Annotated in this window: 24 protein-coding genes; all 24 read right to left on the minus strand. The window is 28.9% G+C overall.

The genetic code is table 11. The features are described 5' to 3' along the window. Positions 1–3: 3 nt before the first annotated feature. Positions 4–942, minus strand: coding sequence for a class I SAM-dependent methyltransferase (locus OZP09_RS08940; RefSeq protein ID WP_281310633.1), 939 nt, complete (start codon positions 940–942; stop codon positions 4–6). Between the two features lie 12 nt (positions 943–954). Continuing rightward, on the minus strand, positions 955–2,181 hold the full coding sequence (locus tag OZP09_RS08945; protein WP_281310634.1) for an ABC transporter ATP-binding protein: 1,227 nt from the start codon (positions 2,179–2,181) through the stop codon (positions 955–957). Positions 2,182–2,220: 39 nt separating this feature from the next. After that, positions 2,221–3,063 (minus strand): hypothetical protein, encoded by an 843-nt coding sequence (locus OZP09_RS08950; RefSeq protein ID WP_281310635.1) that lies wholly within the window; start codon positions 3,061–3,063, stop codon positions 2,221–2,223. Positions 3,064–3,118: 55 nt separating this feature from the next. Further along, positions 3,119–3,982, minus strand: a complete 864-nt coding sequence (locus tag OZP09_RS08955; protein ID WP_281310636.1) for an ABC transporter permease — start codon at positions 3,980–3,982, stop codon at positions 3,119–3,121. Positions 3,983–4,083: 101 nt separating this feature from the next. Continuing rightward, on the minus strand, positions 4,084–6,015 hold the full coding sequence (locus OZP09_RS08960; RefSeq protein ID WP_432419447.1) for a polysaccharide biosynthesis protein: 1,932 nt from the start codon (positions 6,013–6,015) through the stop codon (positions 4,084–4,086). A gap of 112 nt (positions 6,016–6,127) precedes the next feature. Beyond that, positions 6,128–7,012: a glucose-1-phosphate thymidylyltransferase RfbA gene (gene rfbA / locus OZP09_RS08965; protein ID WP_269237484.1), complete on the minus strand. Its 885-nt coding sequence runs from the start codon at positions 7,010–7,012 to the stop codon at positions 6,128–6,130. 61 nt (positions 7,013–7,073) lie between these two features. Next, positions 7,074–7,919, minus strand: coding sequence for a dTDP-4-dehydrorhamnose reductase (rfbD, locus tag OZP09_RS08970; protein ID WP_281310638.1), 846 nt, complete (start codon positions 7,917–7,919; stop codon positions 7,074–7,076). After that, a complete protein-coding gene (gene rfbC / locus OZP09_RS08975) occupies positions 7,919–8,467 on the minus strand; it encodes a dTDP-4-dehydrorhamnose 3,5-epimerase (protein WP_269237486.1) in 549 nt (182 codons plus the stop codon). Before rfbC ends, rfbD begins: the two co-directional genes overlap by 1 nt. Before the next feature lie 2 nt (positions 8,468–8,469). Then, positions 8,470–9,612, minus strand: coding sequence for a DegT/DnrJ/EryC1/StrS family aminotransferase (locus tag OZP09_RS08980; protein WP_281310639.1), 1,143 nt, complete (start codon positions 9,610–9,612; stop codon positions 8,470–8,472). Next, complete coding sequence (locus OZP09_RS08985) at positions 9,605–10,030, minus strand: WxcM-like domain-containing protein (protein ID WP_269237487.1); 426 nt, start codon at positions 10,028–10,030, stop codon at positions 9,605–9,607. The genes OZP09_RS08980 and OZP09_RS08985 overlap by 8 nt, the downstream gene beginning before the upstream one ends. Beyond that, a complete protein-coding gene (locus tag OZP09_RS08990; RefSeq protein WP_281310640.1) occupies positions 10,030–10,992 on the minus strand; it encodes an MraY family glycosyltransferase in 963 nt (320 codons plus the stop codon). Before OZP09_RS08990 ends, OZP09_RS08985 begins: the two co-directional genes overlap by 1 nt. Positions 10,993–11,026: 34 nt before the next feature. After that, complete coding sequence (locus OZP09_RS08995) at positions 11,027–12,094, minus strand: EpsG family protein (RefSeq protein ID WP_281310641.1); 1,068 nt, start codon at positions 12,092–12,094, stop codon at positions 11,027–11,029. Positions 12,095–12,343: 249 nt separating this feature from the next. Then, positions 12,344–13,237: an NAD-dependent epimerase/dehydratase family protein gene (locus tag OZP09_RS09000; protein WP_269237490.1), complete on the minus strand. Its 894-nt coding sequence runs from the start codon at positions 13,235–13,237 to the stop codon at positions 12,344–12,346. A 252-nt stretch (positions 13,238–13,489) separates the two neighbouring features. Continuing rightward, positions 13,490–14,662, minus strand: a complete 1,173-nt coding sequence (locus OZP09_RS09005) for a glycosyltransferase (RefSeq protein WP_281310642.1) — start codon at positions 14,660–14,662, stop codon at positions 13,490–13,492. Continuing rightward, a complete protein-coding gene (locus tag OZP09_RS09010) occupies positions 14,643–15,749 on the minus strand; it encodes a glycosyltransferase family 4 protein (RefSeq protein WP_281310643.1) in 1,107 nt (368 codons plus the stop codon). The genes OZP09_RS09005 and OZP09_RS09010 overlap by 20 nt, the downstream gene beginning before the upstream one ends. 3 nt (positions 15,750–15,752) lie before the next feature. Next, a complete protein-coding gene (locus OZP09_RS09015) occupies positions 15,753–16,634 on the minus strand; it encodes a glycosyltransferase family A protein (RefSeq protein WP_269237495.1) in 882 nt (293 codons plus the stop codon). Next, positions 16,634–17,734 (minus strand): EpsG family protein, encoded by a 1,101-nt coding sequence (locus OZP09_RS09020; protein ID WP_281310644.1) that lies wholly within the window; start codon positions 17,732–17,734, stop codon positions 16,634–16,636. Before OZP09_RS09020 ends, OZP09_RS09015 begins: the two co-directional genes overlap by 1 nt. 245 nt (positions 17,735–17,979) lie before the next feature. Then, positions 17,980–19,146: a glycosyltransferase family 2 protein gene (locus OZP09_RS09025; RefSeq protein WP_281310645.1), complete on the minus strand. Its 1,167-nt coding sequence runs from the start codon at positions 19,144–19,146 to the stop codon at positions 17,980–17,982. Between the two features lie 5 nt (positions 19,147–19,151). Beyond that, positions 19,152–20,639 (minus strand): lipopolysaccharide biosynthesis protein, encoded by a 1,488-nt coding sequence (locus tag OZP09_RS09030; protein WP_281310646.1) that lies wholly within the window; start codon positions 20,637–20,639, stop codon positions 19,152–19,154. A gap of 217 nt (positions 20,640–20,856) precedes the next feature. After that, on the minus strand, positions 20,857–21,354 hold the full coding sequence (locus tag OZP09_RS09035; RefSeq protein ID WP_281310647.1) for a GNAT family N-acetyltransferase: 498 nt from the start codon (positions 21,352–21,354) through the stop codon (positions 20,857–20,859). Next, positions 21,351–22,421: a DegT/DnrJ/EryC1/StrS family aminotransferase gene (locus OZP09_RS09040; protein WP_269237502.1), complete on the minus strand. Its 1,071-nt coding sequence runs from the start codon at positions 22,419–22,421 to the stop codon at positions 21,351–21,353. The genes OZP09_RS09035 and OZP09_RS09040 overlap by 4 nt, the downstream gene beginning before the upstream one ends. Then, positions 22,421–23,509: a DegT/DnrJ/EryC1/StrS family aminotransferase gene (locus tag OZP09_RS09045; RefSeq protein WP_269237503.1), complete on the minus strand. Its 1,089-nt coding sequence runs from the start codon at positions 23,507–23,509 to the stop codon at positions 22,421–22,423. Before OZP09_RS09045 ends, OZP09_RS09040 begins: the two co-directional genes overlap by 1 nt. A gap of 10 nt (positions 23,510–23,519) precedes the next feature. Next, positions 23,520–24,542: a polysaccharide biosynthesis protein gene (locus tag OZP09_RS09050; protein ID WP_269237504.1), complete on the minus strand. Its 1,023-nt coding sequence runs from the start codon at positions 24,540–24,542 to the stop codon at positions 23,520–23,522. 220 nt (positions 24,543–24,762) lie between these two features. Further along, positions 24,763–25,833, minus strand: coding sequence for a Wzz/FepE/Etk N-terminal domain-containing protein (locus OZP09_RS09055; protein ID WP_281310648.1), 1,071 nt, complete (start codon positions 25,831–25,833; stop codon positions 24,763–24,765). Positions 25,834–25,837: the final 4 nt, after the last annotated feature.

Consider the following 25,837-nt stretch of genomic DNA (forward strand, 5'->3'; position numbering starts at 1 on the left):
TTATTATTTCTTTTCAAAAACAAATATTACGTTTTCACCAATAAAATTCTTTTGATTATACATTTTGTACAATCTTAGTTTCGTAACTAAAAAATCTGTCCATTTTTTTACCTGATTTAATTTTTCAGGATTGATAGCAATTTTATTTTTTGGATATAAAACATTCAAAACTTTTTTTAATAATGCTGCTTTGACATACTGTTTTTTGCTAATTACATCAGGAATAGAAATGACTTTAAAATCGACTATTTTCAAATCAAAGACAGTAATTATTTTTTGAAGAGACGTTAAATTCCATCTCGTGATATGGTGGGGAGGGACATTAAGTACATGGTTATGATTACTTGTTAAGACAGAGTCATTACAAGGTACCGCCAATATAAGCTTACCTTTAGGATTCATTTTACTTATTGAAGCTTTTAAGAACTCATGCGGATCCTGAACATGTTCCAAAACATGAAATGAGCATACAATATCAAATTTTTCTTCATTTTCAGCGGCATAATTTTCAATACTTTGCTTCACTAATTTAATTTGATTTTCAGCTGCTTTTTTAATTGCTTCATCATTAAATTCTAAACCAACATAATTATCAACACTAATTTTCTGAGCAAAAAAACCTGAACCTGATCCGATTTCTAAAACTGAGTCTTTTTTACTTATAAATTGTGCTGCTATGTCAAATTCTTTTCTGCCACTGCTATAGTAGATTTTCCTTTTTAATTGTAATTCTTCGTAAAAAGAGGCTTCACCCGCGAATTTCGGATCAAAAAAATCTAAATTGCAATTTTTGCAATGATATAGTTTTATTTCATTTTCATTTTTAAGCTCTTTAGAAATATCAATATTTAATGTATCGTAATAAATATTTTTTAATAATTCAGATTTAATCCTTTCCGAAACTTTAACTTTTTCAGATCGGCATAAAATACATTTTTTCATTTTAAATAAGCTTTAATAAATCCATTCTGTTTTAGCAAAAGCAGAGCCCCAGTTTTTTTTAGGTACTATTACATCATCATTATTCCAAAAAACATTAAACAAAACAACATCTTCTATAATATCTAAATCATAAGCTCCATTGCTTAAATATAGTGAAAGAGAATATTGTCCTGGAGCGAGAGGTAATTTTTCAATACTCACCTCTATTTTATTTTGACCGTTGTCAATTTTGAGGCTTTCACCATACTGGTGCATATTGGCTGCCATAACTGCATTTCCTCTATCATTTTTAATTAAATATCCCAATGAAGCATATTCTAATCCCTTATTGTCAAAATGAACTGAAAATTTGAAAATCTCTCCAGAGAGAATTTCTGATTTCTCAGGAATTATAATATCTGTAATTATTTTTGCCCTTTTTTTTTCAATTACTGAGTCAGAAATAGCATTAGATTTAAAATACTCCTCTATTACATGATCAGTACTTGCAATAAGTTGAACTCTGCCATTATTCAACAAAATTGTTTTAGGACACAATGCTTTAATAGCTGCTAAATCATGGCTCACAAATAAAACTGTTCTCCCTTCACCTTTTGAAATGTCCTGCATTTTACCAATGGCTTTTTTCTGAAATTCCGCATCACCAACAGCTAAAACCTCATCGACTACCAGAATTTCAGGTTCTAAAAACGCAGCAACTGCAAATGCAAGGCGAACAGTCATTCCTGAGCTGTATCTTTTTACAGGAGTATCAATATAGCGTTGACATCCTGAAAACTCAATAATTTCATCAAGTTTGGAAGTAATTTCTTTTTTAGTCATTCCTAAAATGGCTCCGTTTAAGAAGATGTTTTCACGCCCCGTCATTTCAACATTAAATCCTGTGCCAACTTCTAAAAGTGAAGCGATACGGCCACGAGATTTGATACTTCCAGTAGTGGGAGCTGTAACCTTAGATAAAATTTTTAAGAGTGTCGACTTTCCTGCTCCGTTTTTACCGATAATTCCGAGAACTTCACCTCGTTCTACTTCAAAATTTATATCCTGTAATGCCCACACATAATCTGAAGTACCTTTTGTAGACCGGTCATTGGTATCACCTATTTTCAAATATGGATTTTCTTTACCCCGTATTTGATGCCACCAACGATTCAGGTCATGACTCAAAGTCCCTGTACCAACCTGTCCTAAACGATATTGTTTAGATATGTTTTCGGCTTTTAATATAATGTCTTTCATTTTAAGTTTTAAGTCGTAAATAACATTAAATTTTAATATCTATTTTTTAATTTTCTGATATAAATTCCGCAAAAAAATATTTTGTTTAATCATTTTCTTTAATGAATATAACATTCCGCCTTTATCAATTAATCTAAAAGTCCTGAGGGCCTGATTGTCTTGTTTTGATTCAAATTCTTCATCAGTAACTAATGCATCATTATTTAACTCATAATATCGAACCAAAACCGATAAAATGCTTTGATCGTGCCTATGCTCTGAAAATCCTTCTATTTGCATTTTTTTTTCGATTTCGAATAAATCTGTTACAATCGATGGAAAAAACAGCATTGTCTTTAGCCACTCGTCAATGAGCTTTAAAGTAGTCTCTGTTTTTTTTAACAGAAAAAAACCGGCAACTAATTTATTTTTTTCAAGCCATTGATCATTGCTGCTAAATAAATTTTGAAAATGATCAGCCGCACTTTTTTTAATCCAATATTTCAATTTGGGACTATCATTTAAATTTATATTGTTTTTTGACCATAAATAATCCATATTATCTTTATACTGAAAAAATATACTGTCATAATTTTCAAGTATCCGAATATATTCTTTCCATTTATTTGATTTAAATAACTTATTACCCGCATCAGAATATATCACGACATCATTTTTTTGAGCCCGTTCTAATACTTTTTGAATTATAAATGGTTTCCAAAGCCAATAGCCACCTCCTTTAGCACTTGAAAACAGTGTCGAATTTTTTATGTATAATGGTAAATCCTTTTCAGAGAAATGCAAAACTTCATCGAAAATACGAATCTTGCGGGATTCTTTAACAATCCTTTTAACTGAATATTTAAATTTCTTATTCCCGTAAGTGACAAAATATATAGTCATATTTAAAATTAATCTGGGTCAATTTAAAATGAAACTTCTAAATTATGTGAAGCCATTAAACAGTATCAATAAAACTTTTTTCCGTTTTATTAAAAATCAAAAGACCAATAAAGAAGAGTACTATGGTAACAGATAGTGTATAAGATAATCCTAAGATTGAAATTTCTCCTTTATTTAAAAGCATATATCGGGAAGTTTCTATAATATAAGCCAATGGATTGTATTGAACAATCCAGCCGAATTTAGGTAATTTATCTTTTATAAGTGCCATTGGATAAACTACCGCAGACAAATACATTAATAATGATATTCCAAAAGTAATCAAATGACTAAAATCACGATATTTAGTAACCATAGATGATATTAACATTCCTAATCCTAATCCTAAAAGCCCCATTACTGGAATCAGAATTGGAAAGAATAAGATAGAAATATTAAATGTTAGATTATATCCCTGAAAGTAATAAAAAATATAAAATAATATAAAGATTAGAAATTGAATTCCGAATTTAACTAAATTAGAAATTACAATTGAAAGAGGTGTAATAATTCTGGGGAAATAGACCTTCCCAAAAATACCGGCATTTGCTTTAAATGTATCTGACGTACCTGTAAGGCATGAAGTAAAATAATTCCAGACTGTAATTCCTGCTAAATTAAATAAAAATGGAGGTATTGTACCTGTCTTGATTCCTGCTACATTATTAAATATTATAGTAAAGGTAACCGATGTGAATAGCGGCTGAATCAAATACCACAGTGGACCTAAAACTGTTTGTTTATAAACCGTAATTACATCTCTTTTTACAAATAAAAATAACAAATCCCTATATTGCCAAATTTCCTTAAAATTCAGAGAGAAAAAATTATTTTTGGGCGTTATTTCAAACAGCCAGTCTTTATTATCAGTATTATTCATCTATTAATTAACAGGATTTTACCTGTCTAAAAAAAAGGTTAAAAAGGAAAAAGGCGTTTTTCTCATAAAAAACACCTTTTTATTTAATATTAATCAAACTTTTATTTATCCAAAACCTCAAAAGTAGAGTTCATACTTTTAAATTCAGGAACAATTTTTTTCATTTTACTTACTATCTCATCATTGTTATAAAAACTCGAAATATCTATAAGCTCTTCAATTTCAACATGCAAATTTTCATATTCATCCTGAATTTCCTGTGCTATCATGATCTTATTATGATAAGTGGGTAAAGTTTTAGAAGTATCATTTAATAATTCTTCATATAATTTTTCACCTGGTCTTAGGCCTACAATTTTTATTTTAATTTCTTTATCAGGAATAAAGCCGGCTAACTTAATCATTTTTTTTGCTAAATCAATAATCCTTACCGGTTTTCCCATATCAAAAATATAAATTTCGCCACCATTTCCCATTGCTCCTGCCTCTAAAACTAACTGACAAGCTTCTGGAATAGTCATAAAGTAACGAATAATATCCTGATGTGTAATTGTGACAGGCCCCCCCTGAGCAATTTGTTTAGTAAATAATGGAACTACTGATCCATTAGACCCTAAAACATTTCCAAATCGGGTTGTAATGAATTTGGTTTTACATTCTGATTCCTCTTTTTGATTTTTCAAAAATAGCGACTGTACATATTTTTCGGCAATGCGCTTACTTGCCCCCATAACATTACTAGGATTTACAGCTTTATCAGTAGAAACCATTACGAACTTCTTTACCCTGTACTTACAAGATAAGTCGGCTAAATTTTTTGTTCCCTTAACATTCGTGAGGATTGCTTGTGAAGGATTTTCTTCCATCAAAGGAACATGTTTATAAGCGGCGGCATGAAAAACAACTTGTGGCCTGAAATCACTAAAAACCTTCTCTAAGGCCTTTTTGCTTTTAACATCTGCAATAACAGCTCTTATTTTAGTTTGAGAATCTAATGCTAGGGTTTCTAAACATAAATTATGTAAAGGAGTCTCTGCGTGGTCTAAAATTATTATAGTTTTGGGATTAAATCCTAAAACCTGTCTTACAATTTCACTGCCAATAGAACCTGCTGCACCTGTAATGAGTATGACTTTATCTTTTAATTGTTTCGATATTGATTTACTGTCCAATACAATTGGTTTTCTTTCCAAGAGATCTTCAATCTGAATATTCTTAACTTTTTGAGAAATTTCTTTTTGGTTTTCCCAATCAGAAATTAACGGAACAGTGTATACTCTGTAATTGAATTCTAAACATTGGTCAACGATAATCAACTGTTCATCTTTAGACAAGCTTTTGTCTGCAATAATAACAGCTTCGGCAGCTACGGAACGCATCAAAGCAGGTAATTTTTTCTTTTGGATTAATATTGGCAAATCCAACATTCTTTTAGATGCATTCTGGCTGTTTTTATCTACAAAACCAACTATCTTAAATCTTGAAGGAGTTTCAAACTTTAATGCATTTGCTACAGAAATTGCATTAGCATCTGTTCCATAAATAACTGTCCGAATTAATTTTGAATCAGTTTTCTCAGAAAAATAAATTTCAAAAGTTTGTTTTACAACTACTCTATATAAAAATAATCCACAAAAAGACAGTACTAAGTTTATAAAAAGTGCTGTATTTAAAAAGGCCTTATGTCCAGAATATAATTCAAAAACTAAATTAATAATCAAAAAGAAAATTAAAACTGAGATTTGAGAAAATAACAGCTTTATTGCATCTATATATGAAGAGTGCCTAATTATTCCTGAATATGTTCTAAATAACCAGAAAAAAAATACATTAACAATAATAAGACTCGATACGAAATAAAAACCATATGAAGTTACTATGTAACCTATTGCTGTTCCTTCAAACAGCATATAAGTAAATGTAAATGAAAACAAAAGAACCATTATATCAATCGCAACAATAATCCATCTTGGCAGGTAACTAAGATTATTAATGTTTGCTTTAATATTTCTTGGAGAAAATTTATTGTACAAAAAAGCTGTTATTTTAGTTAATGGGTTTGTATCCAAGCTAATTATCTTTAGTATTGAAAAATTATACTTACAAAAATACTAATTAATGGTTTTAAAAAATATCCTTTTAAAATTAAAATCGATTTCCTTTTATTTTCTGCCTTAAAAATTCCATTAAATAAGAACCATATCCTGATTTAATCAATGGTAAAGCAAGTTCTTCTAGCTGCTCATCTGAGATAAACCCTTGTCGCCAAGCAATTTCTTCAATGCAGCCTACTTTTAATCCCTGTCTTTCTTCTAAAACCTGAACAAATTGTCCAGCCTGCATTAAACTATTAAACGTCCCTGTATCAAGCCAAGCTGTCCCTCTGCTTAAAATACCAACCTTTAACAATCCTTTTTCTAAATATACTTTGTTTACATCTGTAATTTCGTATTCACCTCTGGCACTTGGCTGGATACTTTTAGCAATTTCGACAACTGAATTATCGTAAAAATATAGTCCCGGAACTGCATAACTTGATTTTGGCGCTTTAGGTTTTTCTTCTATTGAAATAGCTGTAAAATTTTCATCAAATTGTACTACACCATAACGCTCAGGATCAGAAACGTGATAAGCAAATACTACACCACCGTTTGGTTTAGTATTTGATTTCAAAAGTTCTTGCATATTAGAACCGAAAAATATGTTATCTCCTAAAATCAGTGCTACATCGTCATTACCAATAAATTCCTCTCCAATCACAAAAGCCTGAGCCAAACCATTAGGAATCGCCTGCTCTGCATAACTGAATTTACATCCTAAGCTGGAACCATCTCCCAATAATTTTTTAAAATTAGGTAAATCGTGGGGAGTCGAAATAATCAGTATTTCATTTATTCCAGACATCATCAATATTGACAATGGATAATAAATCATTGGCTTGTCGTATACAGGCATCATTTGCTTACTCATTGCAAGTGTCAGAGGGTGCAAACGTGTTCCTGAACCGCCAGCTAATATAATTCCTTTCATAATTTAAATATTAAGTTTCTTTATTTGTTATCTGAAATATTATCCTAAAATGTTAATCATTTTAGTCAAACATTTTCTTTAAACTTTCTTTATAATCCGGTATATGTAAATTATAAACTGTTTTTATTTTATTCTTATCTAATAATGAAAATTGCGGACGTGCTGCCGGGGTTGGATAAGATGCAGATGGAATTCCTTCTAATCTACAGTTATAACTTCCAAATTCTTTAATATTCAACGCAAATTCATACCAGCTTATTTCACCTTCATTGGAAAAATTATAGATTCCAGGAATCCATTTTTCAGATTCTAAAATGAACATCATCGCCTTTGCCAGATCTGCCGCATAAGTTGGTGAACCTATTTGATCGTTAACCACATTAATGGATTCTCTTTCCTGCATCAAACGCTGCATTGTTTTGACAAAATTATTTCCGAACTTACTATACACCCAAGAGGTTCTAATAATAATCGAATCTTGATTTTCTTCTAAACAAGAGATTTCTCCAGCAAGTTTACTCTCTCCATAAATATTTATTGGATTTGTCTTTGCTTCTTCATTTAGTGCCAAGGACAAAGTGCCATCAAAAACATAGTCTGTTGAAATATGCATTAATTTCACATTCTTATCTTTTGCATATTTCGCTATCAACTTTACTGCTAAATGATTTATAGCAAAGGCAATATCTTTTTCTAATTCTGCCTTATCAACAGCTGTATAAGCTCCACAATTTAAAATTATATCAGGTTTTATTTCATTCAATTGGATTTTTAATAAATCCAGATTATCTAAAGTGACCTGATTTCTATTTGCAAAATACCATTCATATTGTGGATAATCAGAAGAAAGCTCTGAGAGTTCTGAACCTAATTGCCCTTTTGCCCCGGTTACTAAAATTTTTCCCATTAAAATAAACTGTTACAATTTTCAATATAAGGTAAAACCTGATCTTTTTCAGAGACAATTGCATCATTTAGATCTATTCCCCAATCAATATTTAAAGATGGATCATCAAATTTGATTCCGCCTTCTGAACCTTTGTTATAAAACTGATCGCATTTATACATCACAGAAGCTGTTTCACTGAGAACAGAAAAACCATGAGCAAATCCCTGAGGAATCAGCAATTGCTTTTTGTTTTCTGCAGAAAGCAATATACTAAATGACTTTCCATAAGTTGGAGAATCTTTTCTTAAATCTATCGCTACATCCATTATTTCACCTTCCAGAACCCTAACCAGTTTTGTTTGTGCAAAAGGCGGGTTTTGATAATGTAAACCACGTAAAGTACCTTTTTTAGAAAAAGACTGGTTATCCTGAACAAATTCAATATTTATTCCTAAATTTTGAAATTTTGTCTTACTATACGATTCAAAAAAATACCCTCTCTCATCGCCAAAAACTGTTGGCTCAGCTATTAATAAATCTTTTATAAATGTTTCTTCAATTTTCATATTTAACTTTTATAATTATTCAACAAGTTATGGATTACCTTTTTTATTCTGTCTTTTTCTTCTTCTGTCAGATGTGAGCCAGAAGGCAGACACAGCCCTCTTTTAAACAAATTTTCTGCTACGTTACCGCCATAATAAGGATATCTTGAAAAAACGGGCTGTAAATGCATTGGTTTCCAAATAGGCCTGCATTCAATATTGGCGTTTTCAAATGCGAGCCTTAAAGTTTCCGGGGTTATGCTTTTATTCTCCTTAATTAAAATTGTACTCAGCCAATAATTCGAAAAAAAAACACCTTTGGTCTGGAATAATTCTATTTCTTTCACATTCTTAAAGATTGCCTTGTAAAAGTGATTCATCTTTATTCTGGAGTCTATATTTTTATCCAAAACCTCCATCTGACCAAGTCCCACTCCGGCACAAATATTACTCATCCTGTAGTTATACCCTATTTCACTGTGTTGATAATGCACAGCTTCATCTTTTGATTGGGTTGCATAAAAAATGGCTTTTTCTTTTGCTTTTTTTGATTTCGAAATTAAGGCCCCTCCTCCTGATGTGGTTATGATTTTATTACCATTAAAAGATAAAATACTAAAAGTTCCTAACGTCCCACATTTCTTCCCTTTGTAGGAACTTCCTAAAGCCTCTGCACTATCCTCAATAACCGGAATTTGATATCGTTCTGCAATTTTATGGATTTCATCAGCTTTGTATGGATTACCATACAAATGGACAGCTATAATCGCTTTAGGCTTTTTTCCTTTTCTTATCCTGTCACAGATTGCAATTTCGAGCTGTTCAGGACATATATTCCAAGTTTCAGGTTCGCTGTCTACGAATACAGGAATTGCTGTCTGATATAAAATTGGATTAGCCGATGCAGAAAACGTTAAACTTTGACAAATTACTTCATCATCAATTCCAACTCCTAATGAAACCAAAGCCAAATGAATTGCTGAAGTCCCTGAGTTCAGTGCTGTTACATGAGATTCAGCACCAAGATAATTTTCTAAAACTTCTTCAAAATCATCTACATTTGGCCCTCCTGAAGTGATCCAATTGTCATCAAGTGCTTTTTGAATATATTTTTGTTCAAAACCACTTTGTTGTGACAGTGACAGAAAAATTCTTTTATTATTCATTAATTTTCCAATAATCTGAAGCATACCTGACATCGTCATCACTAACAGCTGACAATGGCAAAGTAGAAAATGATATTAATTTCGAATCTGTTTCCAATGATTCTATTGCATTGGCATAACCTGGAGGTATATGCACTATTTTACTATCTGAAGCACTAACAATTATAGTTTCAATATTTAAATCTTTTGAAGGATTTTCCCAATTGTCAATTTTTACAAAATGAATTTTAAAAGATCCTTTTACACAATAGAAATTTTTAGCATCTAATTTGTGTCCTTGCCAGGCTCGAATTGGATTTTCATCAGAATTGCTAATAATATAAAATCTTTCGATATTCTTAAAGCTAAAATTATTTACATAAGAAATAGTTCCTCTGTGATCTGAAAAATGTCCACCCTCTACTATTTTTGGCTTCATTAATTTAATTTGATATCTACTTTTTTTAACAAATGAAATTTTAAGCTATATAAAAAAAGTAAAGGAATACTAACAACAAGGAAAATTATTCCATCATGAATTTTTTGATATAGAAAAATGACGAGAATAGAAATAGCCATTTGCGTTAAAGCATAATATAATGCAACCAATCTATGCTGAATTTTATATTCATTACTCAATATTTGATAAAAATGTAATCGATGTGCTTCAAAAATATTTTGCTTTAAGTACAGTCTATGAATAATCGTACACACCGCATCGGTACCATAAACTGCTAAAAACAATAGCCAAACAGTTGAATCTGTTTTCAACATAAGCCTTAAAATCAAATAGATAATCCAAAAAGCAATAGTAATGCTACCTACATCGCCTGCAAAACATCTTGCCTTTTTTCTATAATTAAAAAACAAAAAGACCAAACTGGCAATGATTGCGTATTTTATAAAATCACCTTCTGTAAACAACTGAATCTTTGTATTAACATATAATAGCGAACCCATGACCACTAAAGTATACAACCCTGTAATTCCATTGATTCCGTCCATGAAGTTATAAGCATTCATTAAACCAATTGCAGTTATATAAGCCAATATAATTACTAAAATAGAAACAGTATTAAAAACTCCTAAATCAAAAAAAACTAAAGCAATTGCTATAAAATGAATCACTATTCGGATTTTATTTGATAAACTCTGAATGTCATCCCAAAAACTAACCAAACTAACAAATGTGATTGCAGTGAAGAAGAAATAATAACTTTGAATATTTTGAACAAAATAAAATAATGCGGAAAACCAGAATATGATTCCCCCACCTCTTAATGTGATTTCTTTGTGAGAACTTCTTTCGTTTGGCTTATCTATAATATTGAAATAATTAGCTACTTTAAAATAAAGCAACATTAAAATCATTAAAATAACTCCACATAGTGTATATTCCATTTTATTTTAATTAAAAAAATATATTTTTAACTTGTTAATATTTATCAAGGTTTTCTCTAAATAAATAATTTCTATAAGGTATGAGAGTAGAATTTACACCCTCGGAATCTATTTTAATTGCTCTAAAAAAAGGCAATATATAAAAGCAACAAATAAAACCAATCAACCACAGTTTTCTGTTTTCTATTGATGAACGTATAATTTCAGCAACAAGTATAATTTCAAAAATCCTAAAATAAATATAAAGTCGTGTTAAATCAATAGATTCAGAAAATAGATTTAAAAAAAATATTGAAGATATGTAAACTAATAACAAGTTTTTTTGTTGATCATATTGAAAACCATGTTTTTCATAAAAACTTATAACAATCAATCCCATTAAATTCATCACTATCAACTTCGCCAAAGGAACCGGAACTGTAAATTTATCAGAAACGTAAAATAAATAATGAGAATTTTTAAAAAATAGACTTAACCAATAAATGACACCTATTTGACCTATTAAAAAACTAACCACGATTAACAAATATAATTCACGAGTTTTTATAAAACTTCCAAATTTAAAAACTAAAAAAAAAACGACAAAAGGCAACAAACAACTGTAATGAATCGATATTCCAATTGACATCAATAAAATAAAACTTATATATTTTTTATTTAATAAGTAACTCATAGCGAAAAAAGAAATAGCGACAGACAAAGATTGTCTTATTCCATTCAAAGAAAATATAAATAAAACTGGTATAAAAACAAAAAGCACCAAAGGCAGATTTATTTTGTCTGTGTATTTTTTAATGCCTAGGTAAACTAAAATGTAGTTAAAAAAAGAAAAAAAGAAGAAAAGAAAATGATAATCTAAATTTAAATACCGAAAAACTTTCATAATACCCAGAAATCCAAATTCAAAATTGTCATCTCTACTACCCCTAATGTACCAATCAACATAATTATCATAATCACAACCAATCCTGTCTCGGAATCCTCCAATTAACACCAAAATAGTTAAAAGTATTAAGCTAATAGTTTTTTCAGCATTAGGATATCTATAACTAAAAAGGAGTAAAACTAATACTACAATAACTAATAAAATATAAAAAAACATAAAATATTCTATTTAATCTCTTCTAAAATCTCTTACTTTACCTCATTTATTCTTCAATGCTGAGATTAATTTTGTCAATTACTAAAATTTATCAAATATTTAACATTATTATTGTATGCAAAATGGTAAAATAAGTCATATTAAAAAACAAGGAAAATCATCAATCCGTTAAAAAATCATATTTTTCTTACTATAAATCATCAATATATGCTATGTTTTGAATTATTATGACTGTTTGATTTTTTTTACTTATTTAAAAGAATTAAATGTTTTTATAATACCTTCTTCTACTGATATAGGCAAGGATTTCCCAATCGCTTTTACTATCTTTTGATTACTTACAACATAATTTTCTGTTAACTTTTGCAAACGTTCTGAATTTAATGGTAAACGTAAATAGTCTCCTATCTTAGTAATACCCACAATCCAATAAACAGGAATTGACCAAATATTACTTTTTTTATTTAAGTTAGTTCTCAACAACTTAACCAATATATTTGTAGACAAAGGTTTATCATCCGCTATATGATATATACCTGAAGTTATTGACTCGTTTTCCAACAATTCCTTTATAACAAAACAAAGGTTTTCTATGCTCAAAAAAGAACGTAAATTTTCAAAAGCTCCCAACGGCCAAGGCAATCCTCTTGCGATCATCTTATAAAGTAAATTTAAATTACCTTTATTTCCTGGACCGTGAACCATACAAGGCCTTAGAATATAAATCCTTTTACCCTGAGGTAGTTCCTTACTTAAAATATATTCTTCAGCTTTAAATTTAGCTATTCCATAATGAGTCAAAGGGTGTGCAATTTCGTCTTCCGTTAAAACCCCATCCACTCTGTCGGCAATTGCCTTCACCGTGCTCATAAATATGAACACATTTGCATCCGAAACCAAAAAAGCATCAAATAATTGTTTTGTGAGCTCAAAGATAGAATCATAATAATCTTTTGGATTACCCACTTTTTTTAAATCATGGGCTTTTCCTGCAAGATGAATTATCGCACCAGTGTTCATTATATTAAATTCTTGATTAGGTATGTAACGAATACTCATTGGTTTGATATCACAAGTTGCCCTCAAATAATCTTGAAGATTTCTACCTACAAAGCCTGTTGCTCCTGTTATTACAATATTCATCTCAATTTTATAATCTATTATTTTTTTGATTTTATATTATGCTAAAAAAACATATTCTTTAAATAAAATTAAACATGTCTGAATTTAATTAATGCCGTTATTATTTTTTTGATTGTAAAAATAGTCTCTTAAAAAAATGACTTATTAACTTCCGACATATTCTTCTGTTTTTTAGGTAACAGGAACTTATAACATTTTTTTCGTTTTCTAAATTTTATAGCAGAAAGAGTATTATTTTTTTCAAATATAAAATTACACCTCAGTTTTAAAATAATTAATAAGTTTTAATTGTTCTTCAACAAAAAAAGATCGAGAATACATATGATGGTTTTTGAAACAATTTAAAGATAACTTTTCAAGTACATCTTTATTCAAATTTAAATATTTCAATTTTTCAACAATTTTATCAATGTCATTTGATTTTGAGATAGATTTAAGTAAATATCCATTAAAATTATTTTTTACAACATCTGAATTTCCACGTTCATCAAGAGTTACAACAGGTACACCCATTGATAATGCCTCTACTATACAGACAGGTAATCCTTCTTTTTTACTTGGAAACAAAAAAACATCTGTAATAGCCAAATAATTTTCGACTATTGAACTATAACCTAAATTAAGAATATACTTATTCTTAAATAAATCGATCTCTTCCTTAACTGTAAGCCCTGTTGGATGTATCGGGTCCTTACCTCCAATTAAAAGCAACACTACTTTACCAGGAAATTCTTCAATTAATTTGACAAAACTACGGTAAACCAAATCAAATCCTTTGAACTCAACAAACCTTCCAGTATAAGTAATCACAAACTTACCATCAATATTTAAACTTTGTTTTAAATTTAATTTATCAACTTCAGTAAACCTTTTATTATCGAATTTATTTAAATCGCAACCCACTCCGCAAGAATTATATTTAAATGTATTTTTCTTGAACATACTGCTTACCAATTTAAAATCTTTGCTGTTGATAAGAAATCTTTTATCCAACCTCAAAAAACAGAAAAATTCAACTATAGAAAACATTATTTTTCTAAAACCACTACTAGCATTCATGCCTAATCCATGGAAAGTACCCCAATATTTAATGCTTTTTTTTCTAAAGAGTATTACTGGAAAAATTCCTGTTGTAAAATGTGCATAAACCAAATTTGGATTCACATATGCTATTATGTTTCTAATGGCATAAGCACTTTTAATGAGTTTTGTTATTGAAGTAGATCTTGGTATATTTACTGTATGAAAAGTCAAATTATATTTAGTATAATCAAACTTATCCGCAATATTAATCACATTAGAATCTGAGCAAATGACATGTATTTCATTTTCAAAACTTAACTGAATAGCAATTTCTGCAAGGAAATTATTAAAACTACCGTAATCTGTTATAACAATAAGAACCTTATACATTATATTCATCATTAAAATGACTTATTAATATTTCTGCTGATGATTGCCAAGTCAAATTGCCTATAGCATATTCATATGCTCGTTCATTCATAGAAGCTAATTTAGAATAATCATCTTCATAAATTTTACATATCTTTTTTGAAATCTCTAAATGATTAGCATTCAACACAAATCCAATCCCATCTGGAATTTGCTCGGCTAACGCCCCTTTATTGGTAGCTATAACGGTTCTTTTATTTGCAAATACTACTGGTATAACACCAGACTGACTTGCATCAATATATGGCAACACTACAAAATCATGGTTTTTTATCAATTCTTCAATTTCCTCATCTTTTAACCATCTATTGATAATTTGAATATTCTTAGATAATTCAGAATTTTTTTTCAGATATGGGCTCAGATCTCCTCTACCAGCAATAGTAAGCTGTAAATTAGGCCGGTATCTGATCGAATTAGAAAATGCCTCTAATAGGAGACTTATACCTTTATATTCTTCAATTCTGCCAACAAAAAGGATTTTTTCTAAGAATCCATCATTCAAAATAACGTGTTTATTTGAAAAAAATGCAGCATGTGGAATATAGATAATATCACTCTCTTTTTTGTTATAAAAATCACAAACATATTTTTTAAAAAAAACATTTAACAAAATTATCTTCCTTGCTTTTTTTATTTCAAACTTTTTTACAAGTTCAACAAAAAAATTAGCTTCACCTATATGTTCAATAGGGTCGTGTAAAGTATAATAAATATTGATGTTTTTTAAAAAAAATAATATCCCTGGGTTTAAAAGACTAATCATAGGGATATACAGCACTACTGGATTAAATTTTTTTATGCAATTCGCAATTTTATTCGATTTAAATAAATTTAACAATGCTAATAAAAATTCAATTTTATTTCTGTATGTATTAAAATATACAATTTTAACATTTGTCTTTTTTTCTATTTGAAACCAATCATCGTAATTATCTATAAGCCTCGACAATATAATTTGTAGTTCAACATTAGGTTTTTCGCTTAAAGCTTTAGCCATTTCAAGTGCGTATCTAGGTCCTGCACCTACTTTTCCTAAGAACAAAATAGTAATTTTCATTATTTATTTTCTCATTTCTAATTCATCCTTTATAATCATTAAGCAACCTAATGGATAAATCAGTAATGGTAAAATATTATACTCTAAAAGTTTCCATTTACTTTTGAAGCTTTTATTATTATACCATCCAAATCTCCAAAAATTAATTAACGATTTCAATTTCGTTTTTAAAGGGACTTTTTTATTGTTGTATAGCTCAGCATATATATCCATCGCATAACTACTACTCTTACGTCTGTTCAAAATTATATTCGCTGATAAACCCTCTTGTAAATATTCACATATATATATAGCTTTATCTACAAATAAAAAATCATAATCTTCTGATATTCTATTCCAAACCAATGCTTCAGAACAAAATTTTTCATTTTCATAATCAGGGTATTTGTAATTTCGTAAAATTTCAGTTCTTGTAAACTCTTTAAAATCTACATTATACCCTAAATTATATCTAACATCAAAATAAGAGGTAATTTTTTCTTCAAATGGTAGCTTTTCTCCAACTAAACTTCCATCTTTATATTTCAATCTAAAAACGACACCAGCTAATTTAGAATCAATTGTAGTCAAATATTTCTCCCCTATTTCAATCGCATCATGCTGTAAAATGTCATCGCTATCAACAATAAAGATATATTCTCCAAGAGAGTTATCTCCCGCAATATTTATAGCTCTATGCTTCCCTCCATTATTTACTTTTATATAATTTATTTTCAGAATATTTTCTTTAATAAAATTTTGAACAATTATTGAAGTATCGTCTGTTGAGCCATCATCAACTATCAGCCATTCAAAATTTCTGGAAGTTTGTCTCAAAAGACTTTGGTATAAATCTTGAAGTAAATTAGATCTATTATAAGTTGGAGTAAAAACAGATATTAACATTATAAAAAGAAAGTTTTAATAAACATTAAAATTGTAAATACCAAATTACAAAAGATTACAAAAAAGATAAATATATTTTGTTTTTTAATTAAATCTTTGTCTTTAATAATAGGGTATAATAACAAAAAAGGCATAAATATCCAAGATAGATACGCAAATCTGTTAGTAAAATTAGCATAAATTAATAATACCCAAATACTATTGGTTATTAGATAAGTTTTAAACAAGATCTCATAAAATTTACTATTAAACTCTTTTTTAAAAACATAATAATAACCTAATACTATAGGAATAGCACTATAAATTATAAAATCAATCCTAAAAACTCCTCCCTCATTACTTGTTTCTGACATATATTGAGAAATCCTATCATCAGAATTGTTACTTGACATAAAAGATAGATTTGAATTTATAAAATCTAATATCCTCTGCCCTATAAGTAATGATATAAAAACGCTTGCTATCCAGCATTTTATGTACCCCCTAACACTTCCAAATGAATAAGCTAAAAAATAAGCAAGTAGTGGCAATAAAAAGGATTTATGCATAATTATGCTCAAAGCAAAAAAAATGAATTTTATAGACTTATTTTTTGTTGTAAATGCATATAAAAAAAAAGAACTTGCAAGACCTGTTCTTATTCCATTTACACCGTAATTCCAAAATGACATGCTACTTATTACAACAACAAACTGAAAAAAAACATTAGACTCTAAAATATTTCTAACTGCTAAATATTGTAAGAAAACATATAAAAAAGCTGTCATGAGATAAAATTGAACAATATTTAATCCCATAATTTCGTTACATAAAAACATATAATAATAATAACCTACGTCTTTAAATTGATCAAGAAATGTAAAATTATTATAGTACTCCGTATATCTAATAGTATCTCCAAAATATATCTCTTGATCATAAGGATCTCTAAATCCAATAAATAAAATTGTTATCATTAAAAATACAATAACACCATATCTTCCAATAATTTTAGGGTAATTATTGAAACTAGCTATTTCTATTAAGGGTAAAGTAAATAAAAGTGAGAATATTAATAGAAGTAAATAATAAATAGGAGTATATAGTTCGTTTGGAATCATAAATATTTAGAAGTTAAACGAAAATGGACGCTTATTAAATTTAATAATACTTTTTTTTGAATTTCCAACAATTAACAAATGATTTTCAATTCCCTTGTTTAAGTTTTTATAATAATATAGAATTAATTTAATCCTTTGTGAAGTTCTTAATTAACATTTACTTTTTTTATAATTTCAAAAAGAAAACATTGCTTACTAAACACTTGTACTGATCTATTAAAAACCTTCATTACATCAAAGACTAATTATTTGTTATTATAAAAAGATAATAATCCAATTTTTTCAAAAACATCACTAAAACCATTTATATTGGCATATTGAATGTTTTTTTTATTAAAATTACTTTTAAGAGTTTTTATTGATTTTTGTAAGATTAACGAAAATGAATAAAAGATTATAAACATCCAAAATACAAAAAAATTAACTTTTCTTTCAATTCTAAATTCTTCAGATTTTTTAATTGAAAATTTAAAAATATAATTCCTATTCATTATAATTGTCTGGGATATAAGAGGATAAAAATTAAAATGTTTTTTTAAATCATCTCTTTTTATTGACGTCAAAGCGTGTAATCCGCTGTCGCCCCATGTTGTAGAAACACTATAGATTTTTGGAACCAAGCTATCCCATATATAATTATCTTTTCTATTTTTTAAATGTGGCATTTTATCTAAGGCGCCACAATGGTTACCTAAAATCTGAGCAGAAGTAGTACTTGCAGGACAAACCCCTGCAATTGTAATTGGATAATTTAAAACACAATGGTTTTTAAGAATTAATGACAAACACACCGCTGAAAATATATCTGGACTCAAGGCACCATAATAATTACCAGTCGTTTCCTTAATTTTATCCATGATACTTTTTTTGATAATCCCATGATAGGATTTAGGAACATTATAAAAAAAATAATTAACTAACCCATTTTTCAAAAGTTTAATCAATTCTTTTTTTGGATCAACTAAATGATAAGAATCATTAATTTTAGGAATCTTGATTAAACCATTAGGAAAATTAGGATGGGCTCCAGGCCATAAAAATGTAAATGTATCTTTACTGCAGACAGATTCAATATTGTTTTCTTTTATCCAGTGAACCAATTCTATAATCTTTGGATGTACTGAATCATCATCGCCTATTAAAATAACATATTCGCCTGAAGCTAATTCCATAGCATAATTAAAGTTATCTATAGAACTTATAGCTGAATTATTATAACGATATACTATGTTTTTATTACATATAGAATCTACAAAAGCTTCTACTTGTCTTGTATCACTATTATCAGAAATAGCTATTTGAATCAGATCGGATTTAAAAGATAAAATTGATTTGATAGTTTCTATACAATAAAACTCTCTATTTTTTGTAGCTATTACTATAGATAGCAAAGCTGTTGACGAATTAGCCATTATTATTATTTTATTTGAGAACTAAAACTTATTAATTTTTCCTGATGGTTAATTTTATTATAAACTACAACATTTAAAATAAGAGATATGCTTCCAATTAAACACATGTCAATAATAAACCAATATCTACCAACCAAACCATTAGTTGAAAAATAAATAACCGTTACAGTAACTATTGTAATAAAAGTTGGAATAAGCACATCATAGAATAACCATTTTAAAAATTGATTTGGTAAAAACTTATGAATTATAACATTACTCATAATTGCCAGAGAAATGAAATTTACCAAAATCCAAGGAAAACTTGCTCCAACCATTCCGTATTTATCAACACTAAAAACTATTAAAGGAATAATAACAAACAATCCAAAAAAACCAAGTGTAATATTTGTTTTTGTATGGCCATTTGCTAATGATATGTAATAAGGAATTAATTGTAGACATAAAAAAAATCCTCCAATAACCAAAATCTTAACCGTAGTATTAACTGCATTTGCAATTATTACATCGCCAGTCCATAAAGTAACTAATGGAATAGAATACAAAAAGACACATGCTACGATTGGAGCAGAAATCATAGTAATTATAAAGGCAAACTTATGAAAATAAGCTATTTTTCCTATAATATTTTTAGTTGAAACTAACTTAGAAAAAACAGGAAATATTGCAATAATAATAGGTGTAGAGACTAACAATGGTATTTGTGATATAGTAGTCGCTAAAGAATAATAACCAAAAGACTTTAAATCCAAAATTTTACTAGTTACCAATTTATCAATTTGAATATTAATTGCTGATATAAACGCAATCACCATCATTCCTAATGCAAATTTCCAAATAGTATTAAGCAACTCTTTAGAAAAAACAGTTTTAGAATCTGTTTTTAATTCATTCCAGAGATTTACTCTAAAAACAATTAGTAAAACTAAATTACAAACAATTTGCCATATGAAATAAACCTTCAGAGAAGGAAGCAACAATAATGGAAAAATAACAACTCCCGATCTAAACAGACTCCAAATTATATTTATTTTATTTACTAAAACTTGCTTTTGTAGTCCCATCAAACCACCTTGATATAGAGTCGAAAACAACTGCAATCCAATCCCTACACCTATTAACTTAATCAAGTTAGAGACTTCAATAGGCGTATAAAGGTCAGATTTTAAAAAATTATGCCCAATATAGTCTGAAAACAGAAAAATAAATAGCACTACCAATGTACATATTCCCAGATAAATTCTCTGGAAAGTAAATAATAAATTTGCTTTATTTTCTATAGTATTCTCTTTAGCCAGTTCTCTATTAAGGGTTACTGTCAAACCAGAATCAGCAAAAGCAAAAAGACCTAAAATAACAGCATAAAAATTTATAATCGCATACGATTGTATTCCAAGAATTTCTATATAAAATCTGATAAAAATAAAAATGGAGGCAAAGCTCCATAATTTACCTATATAATTGGCTGCTATGTTTTTATTGACTGTACTCATGTTAAAATTAATCTGGATATAATTAAAAGTCACGATATTTATAAATCGAGAAATAAAATAATTTGATAAAAAGAGTGAGTCATAAAACATAACATAAAGATAGATTTAAAAATAACCTTTTAAAATCTACTACTTTATCCTTAGACAAAGTTTTTTTTAAACTATTTAAATAAAAGTATAATGCCAAACTTAAACAAATTTATTATTTCTTATGCTTTTAAAAATTTCTCCCTTTGTAAGCAACACATTCAATATTGTCATCAATGTTATAGAACATTACATTCACATTTTTCAAATTTTCAGAAATGATTTTATTTTTAGGAACCAATTTCCATCCAAATTTGTTATAAAAATCAACTAAATTGTCCTTACAAAACAAAATTCCTTTAAAATTGTTTTGATCTAAATACTTTTGCATCCCAACTAATAGTTCTTTACCATACCCTAATCCTTTTTCTAAAGAACATACATTTCCAATTCCTAAAAAAAAATGTCCTTCATTATTCAAAATCACCTCTGCATGAATTAAATTTAAATAACCTATAAGAATCTCATTTTGAAACATCAGTACATGAATATCTTCTCCGTTAATATTGTTGTTAATCCATCTTTTATGCTCTTCCTCTGAATAATCCCAATGCTTTTTCTTTAAGTTAACAATACTTTTTAAATTTTGCTCAGTTAATTGAGATTGTGTACAAAAATTGAATTTCATATATCAGTAATATTTAACCACCAACCACTAGGAATTGCAACAAATTGATCCATAAATTGGTTAACACCTCTTAAAGAGTTTTTATCTTGAAAAATCGAGTAAAGATTATTGTTAATATGTACTCCAGTTGCATAAAAGCCATTTTTTTTGAAATTTTGAATAGCTTCAGGTTTATTTTTACATAAAGTACCATAAACCCAATAATTAGGAATTGTATTTGCTGTTAATTTCAATGAATAAATTGTATCACACTCTGCTATTTTTTTATTCCAAGTTTCAGCATTATTTTTCTGCAGGGTCAATAACTTTTCAATTTCATCCATCTGTTTTGCTCCAATGAAAGAATTTAATTCACTCATCAAACCTGCATAACCCTCTAGTTTAATATCACAAACAGGATTTATTTCTCCATTAATTGTTCTAAAATTTTTTCTATCAATACCATAATCTCTTATTAATAAGGCTTTTTCATAAAGCTCCTTGTCTTTAAAAACGATTGCACCTCCATCTATTGTATTAGGCAATCTAACCGTTTGAAAAGAAAAAACAGTAACATCTGTTCCCACATTTCCCAATTTATTGCCTTTGTACTGAGAAGCAAAAGCTTCGATACCATCATCAACCACAGGTATACCGAACTCCTTACCAATTGAATTAATTGCATCTATATCTCCCAAATAACCACAAAAATGATTGTGAAAAATAGCTTTAGTATTTTTTGTAATTTTAGATTTGAGATCGTCTGGACACATACTACCTGTTTTTGGATCAACATCCACCCATACTACTTTTAATCCTTTTACCGCGAAAGGCTGATTGGAAGCCAAACAACTTACTGGACTAGCAATAACCTCATCACCAAATTGCAAACCAAATGTTGACAAAACAATTAGCATAGCAACATTATAGGAACTAATTGAAAGTAAATATTCACACCCAATAAAAACTTTCAATTGCTCCTCAAACTTTCTTCCATATTTCCCATAACTTAATTGTCCAGAATAAAGTATTTCATTTATTTCAGAATCAATAAATTTGGGCATGTAAGGTTTATAAATAGGAACCATTACCAACCTCGTTTTATTAAAGTTACCATTCTTTCCTTATCTTCATCAGTAACCCACCATCCACAAGGAATGTGCACCATCTTGCTATAAAACAAATCTAAATTGGGTAGTTTCGTTCGGTAATCGTTTAAATAAGTATGTAAGTCATTTCGTTTATGAAGTTCAGATGCCATTATACCATTTTCTGCCATCATTTTTATAAATCCATTTCGATCTTCAACTTTTAAGGTGTACAACCAATATGAAGGCTCTGAATTTGGGTAATATTCAACTAACTCAACTCCCTTTATACCTTTTAAATGTTCATCAAAAAATTTTCCATTATAAATGTATTTTTGAACTAAATTTTCAATATTTTCTAATTGAATAATTCCAATAGTCGCATTTACATTATTCATATGATATTTATACCCCTGAAAAGTAATATTATTATCCATACGAGTTAATTTCTTATCCAATCCAAACCATCTTATTAGTTTTCCCTGCTCGTATAGGTCATCATCCAAAATTTGAAGTGCTCCTCCGTCAATTGTTGTCAAATGTTTAATCCCCTGAAACGAATATACTGTAAAGGGAAAATGATTTCCAGTTTTTTTACCTTTATATTTTGCACCAAGAGCATGTGCAGCATCTTCTATTACAGGAATATTATATTTTGTAGACAATTCTTGAATTCTTTCTACATCAACTGGAATCCCTGCATAATCAACTACAATAATAGCTTTTGTTTTTCGATTAATTGCTTTTTCTATTGAATCTGCAGAAATATTACCTGTATTATAATCTATATCCGCCCATCTTACTTTGGCCCCTACCATTTTTATTGCCACATTTGTTGGCTCGGCTGTTAAAGCGGTACTAATAACTTCATCCCCTTCTTTTACTCCTGTTAAAATTAAAGCTATATGTAATGCTGCGGTGCCGGAATTTAATGATAAGGTGTTACCGCCACCTATATACTCTTCAAATTTTCTTTCAAATTCTTCTACTACATCTCCTTGAGCAACATAACCACTATACAAAACTTGTTCGAGCCTTGGCATTAAAATTTCACGGTCTGGTATACTTGTTTTTACTAATGGTAGCATAAATATAAAATTATTGATTATGAGAGGCTAATTCATCTTGAACATAATCTAGTGTAAGAAGCAATTTTTTCAGTTCTTCTACACTTAGTCTCGTTGTATTATCTGAGTTATATTCTCCACTGACTAACTTTGGACCATCCTCTTGAACATACTTTGTATAATTCAAATCTCTGAAATCTGCAGGAATCCTATAAAAGTTTCCTAAATCGTCAGCCTTTGCCATTTCTTCTTTGGCACATAAAGTCTCATACATTTTTTCAGAATGACGTTCTCCTATAATTTTAATCTCATTTTCTGCACTAAACAATTCCTTTAAAGCCTGTGCTAAATCTTCAATCGTTGAAGCTGGTGATTTTTGTACAAAAATATCTCCTGGATTTCCCTTCAAAAAAGCAAACATTACTAAATCCACAGAATCATTCAAGGACATCATAAATCTTGTCATCTTTGGATTAGTAATCGTTAACGGTTTACCTTCTTTTATTTGCTTTACAAATAAAGGTATTATTGAACCTCGAGAACACATTACATTACCATAACGAGTTGCTGTATAGATTGCATCTATATTTTTTACTCTTAAATCTCTTGCTTTAGAAACTGCTAATTTTTCCATAAAAGCCTTTGAAATTCCCATAGCGTTAATAGGATAAACTGCTTTATCCGTACTAAGTACGACTAATCTTTCAATATTATTTCGAGCTGCTGCTTCTAATACATTTTCAGCTCCAATTATATTAGTTTGAACTGCCTGCATTGGATAAAATTCACAAGAAGGCACTTGCTTTAATGCTGCAGCATGGAAAACAAAATTTACTCCATTCATAGCTGCATTGATACTATTAAAGTCTCTAATATCGCCAATAACAAAATTTAACTTGTCATTTTTGTAATGAATACGCATGTCTTCTTGCTTTTTCTCATCTCTAGAAAATATTCGTATTTCTTTTAAATCAGAGTTTAAAAACCCTTTTAACATTGCATTACCGAAAGAACCTGTACCGCCTGTAATTAATAATATTTTATCTTTGAACATAATTGAAATTTACCTTTATAAAACTTATTTAATTTTTTTATTTCTTTAACCTCTCATGAGCTTCAAACTCCAAAATAGATGATTTTAATTTAAAATAATTCAATTACTTTACTTAATCGGTTATGCGTGTCCATTATGAATGACCTTAGTCATTAGGTTTTTACTTTTGCCTCTATTATAATTTTTTAGATAAGTCGATAATTAAAAACAAAAAACATTTTTACGATGTTAACATTCTCCATATTCTTTTTATTATAAAAAAAAATATCACAAAAAAATCAGTCAATATACCTCCCAATAATACCCCTTTGACCTTACCAAATCTCTCTTTTGGCAATGGCAAAATTGGCCGATCGATAACCTGTATCAAAGGTGTATCTTTTCGCAAGGTAACTTTTGCTAATTCAGATTGCTTAACTAATTCTGTAAGTATGGCAGTATTAGCCTGAACATCGACCTGTCTCCTTGCAGAAGGAGCTCTGCGCACATTCAGAGCTGGATTCAAATTAAAAGTATTATCATTCGCAACAGCTACTCCCGTAATTGCTGTATTTAATGCTGTACGAACAGAATCCACCTGATGTTCTAAAATTTCCATATTCATACGAGCTTTTTTGCTTTTTGTATCAACATAAAATTCACCAACCTGTCTAGCAAGAGCTTCACAAAAATAGAGTGAAAATAATTCATTATCAGAACTTACATCCATTGAAATAATTGCTATCTTTTTATCTTTTTGAGCTACGGACAAAGAACCCTTAGACAAATTTTGATATATTATCCCCAATATACTATCATGTACTCTGGTAAAGTAATTACGATTAGCGGTAGGCAAAAACTGAATATTCTTAAATTTCGGATTATCATTCCATTTACTTCTCCATTTATTATTTTGAATATACATTTCGGCCAAAGAAATCACTTTCCCATTTACATTTACTGGAGTAAGCAGTGTCTTTTCAACCATTGTACGAGATTTAAAGAGCTCAGTCAGGTTAGAACTTGTAAATATGCTTCCTCCACCTCCACCAAGATCAAACCCAAAAGAACTGGCCAAGCCCAAGGCGCCTCCCAGACCTCCTCCAGATTTTTCATCTTCCAATGCAAATGTCAAAGTCGCTGTATAAATTGGTTTTTTTGAAAAAGAATAAGCTAAACCTAGCCCTCCTCCAATAAAACCTGCAATTAAAATAATTTTCCATTGAGACAATAAATAATCCCACCATTCTTTTCCCTTTTGGATTAATTCTTTCAATGAAATTTCGTCGTTGCTAACTGACTGATTATTCATATTA

The sequence above is a fragment of the Flavobacterium flavigenum genome, from assembly GCF_027111255.2.
Lineage (GTDB): Bacteria > Bacteroidota > Bacteroidia > Flavobacteriales > Flavobacteriaceae > Flavobacterium > Flavobacterium flavigenum.

Excerpts from the sequence above, each read along its gene's own strand:
- OZP09_RS09035 (WP_281310647.1), bottom strand. The coding sequence starts at position 21,354 with ATGAAATTCAATTTTTGTACACAATCTCAATTAACTGAGCAAAATTTA.
- OZP09_RS09000 (WP_269237490.1), bottom strand. The coding sequence starts at position 13,237 with ATGAATATTGTAATAACAGGAGCAACAGGCTTTGTAGGTAGAAATCTT.
- OZP09_RS09045 (WP_269237503.1), bottom strand. The coding sequence starts at position 23,509 with ATGCTACCATTAGTAAAAACAAGTATACCAGACCGTGAAATTTTAATG.
- OZP09_RS09050 (WP_269237504.1), bottom strand. The coding sequence starts at position 24,542 with ATGTTCAAAGATAAAATATTATTAATTACAGGCGGTACAGGTTCTTTC.
- OZP09_RS09025 (WP_281310645.1), bottom strand. The coding sequence starts at position 19,146 with ATGGCTAATTCGTCAACAGCTTTGCTATCTATAGTAATAGCTACAAAA.
- OZP09_RS08990 (WP_281310640.1), bottom strand. The coding sequence starts at position 10,992 with ATGGAATATACACTATGTGGAGTTATTTTAATGATTTTAATGTTGCTT.
- OZP09_RS08940 (WP_281310633.1), bottom strand. The coding sequence starts at position 942 with ATGAAAAAATGTATTTTATGCCGATCTGAAAAAGTTAAAGTTTCGGAA.
- OZP09_RS09055 (WP_281310648.1), bottom strand. The coding sequence starts at position 25,833 with ATGAATAATCAGTCAGTTAGCAACGACGAAATTTCATTGAAAGAATTA.
- OZP09_RS08995 (WP_281310641.1), bottom strand. The coding sequence starts at position 12,094 with ATGTTTTTTTATATTTTATTAGTTATTGTAGTATTAGTTTTACTCCTT.
- OZP09_RS08950 (WP_281310635.1), bottom strand. The coding sequence starts at position 3,063 with ATGACTATATATTTTGTCACTTACGGGAATAAGAAATTTAAATATTCA.
- OZP09_RS09040 (WP_269237502.1), bottom strand. The coding sequence starts at position 22,421 with ATGGTTCCTATTTATAAACCTTACATGCCCAAATTTATTGATTCTGAA.
- OZP09_RS08945 (WP_281310634.1), bottom strand. The coding sequence starts at position 2,181 with ATGAAAGACATTATATTAAAAGCCGAAAACATATCTAAACAATATCGT.
- rfbC (WP_269237486.1), bottom strand. The coding sequence starts at position 8,467 with ATGAAAATTGAAGAAACATTTATAAAAGATTTATTAATAGCTGAGCCA.
- OZP09_RS08985 (WP_269237487.1), bottom strand. The coding sequence starts at position 10,030 with ATGAAGCCAAAAATAGTAGAGGGTGGACATTTTTCAGATCACAGAGGA.
- rfbD (WP_281310638.1), bottom strand. The coding sequence starts at position 7,919 with ATGGGAAAAATTTTAGTAACCGGGGCAAAAGGGCAATTAGGTTCAGAA.
- OZP09_RS09015 (WP_269237495.1), bottom strand. The coding sequence starts at position 16,634 with ATGTTAATATCTGTTTTTACTCCAACTTATAATAGATCTAATTTACTT.
- OZP09_RS09005 (WP_281310642.1), bottom strand. The coding sequence starts at position 14,662 with ATGATGAATATAATGTATAAGGTTCTTATTGTTATAACAGATTACGGT.
- rfbA (WP_269237484.1), bottom strand. The coding sequence starts at position 7,012 with ATGAAAGGAATTATATTAGCTGGCGGTTCAGGAACACGTTTGCACCCT.
- OZP09_RS09030 (WP_281310646.1), bottom strand. The coding sequence starts at position 20,639 with ATGAGTACAGTCAATAAAAACATAGCAGCCAATTATATAGGTAAATTA.
- OZP09_RS09020 (WP_281310644.1), bottom strand. The coding sequence starts at position 17,734 with ATGATTCCAAACGAACTATATACTCCTATTTATTATTTACTTCTATTA.
- OZP09_RS09010 (WP_281310643.1), bottom strand. The coding sequence starts at position 15,749 with ATGAAAATTACTATTTTGTTCTTAGGAAAAGTAGGTGCAGGACCTAGA.
- OZP09_RS08980 (WP_281310639.1), bottom strand. The coding sequence starts at position 9,612 with ATGAATAATAAAAGAATTTTTCTGTCACTGTCACAACAAAGTGGTTTT.
- OZP09_RS08955 (WP_281310636.1), bottom strand. The coding sequence starts at position 3,982 with ATGAATAATACTGATAATAAAGACTGGCTGTTTGAAATAACGCCCAAA.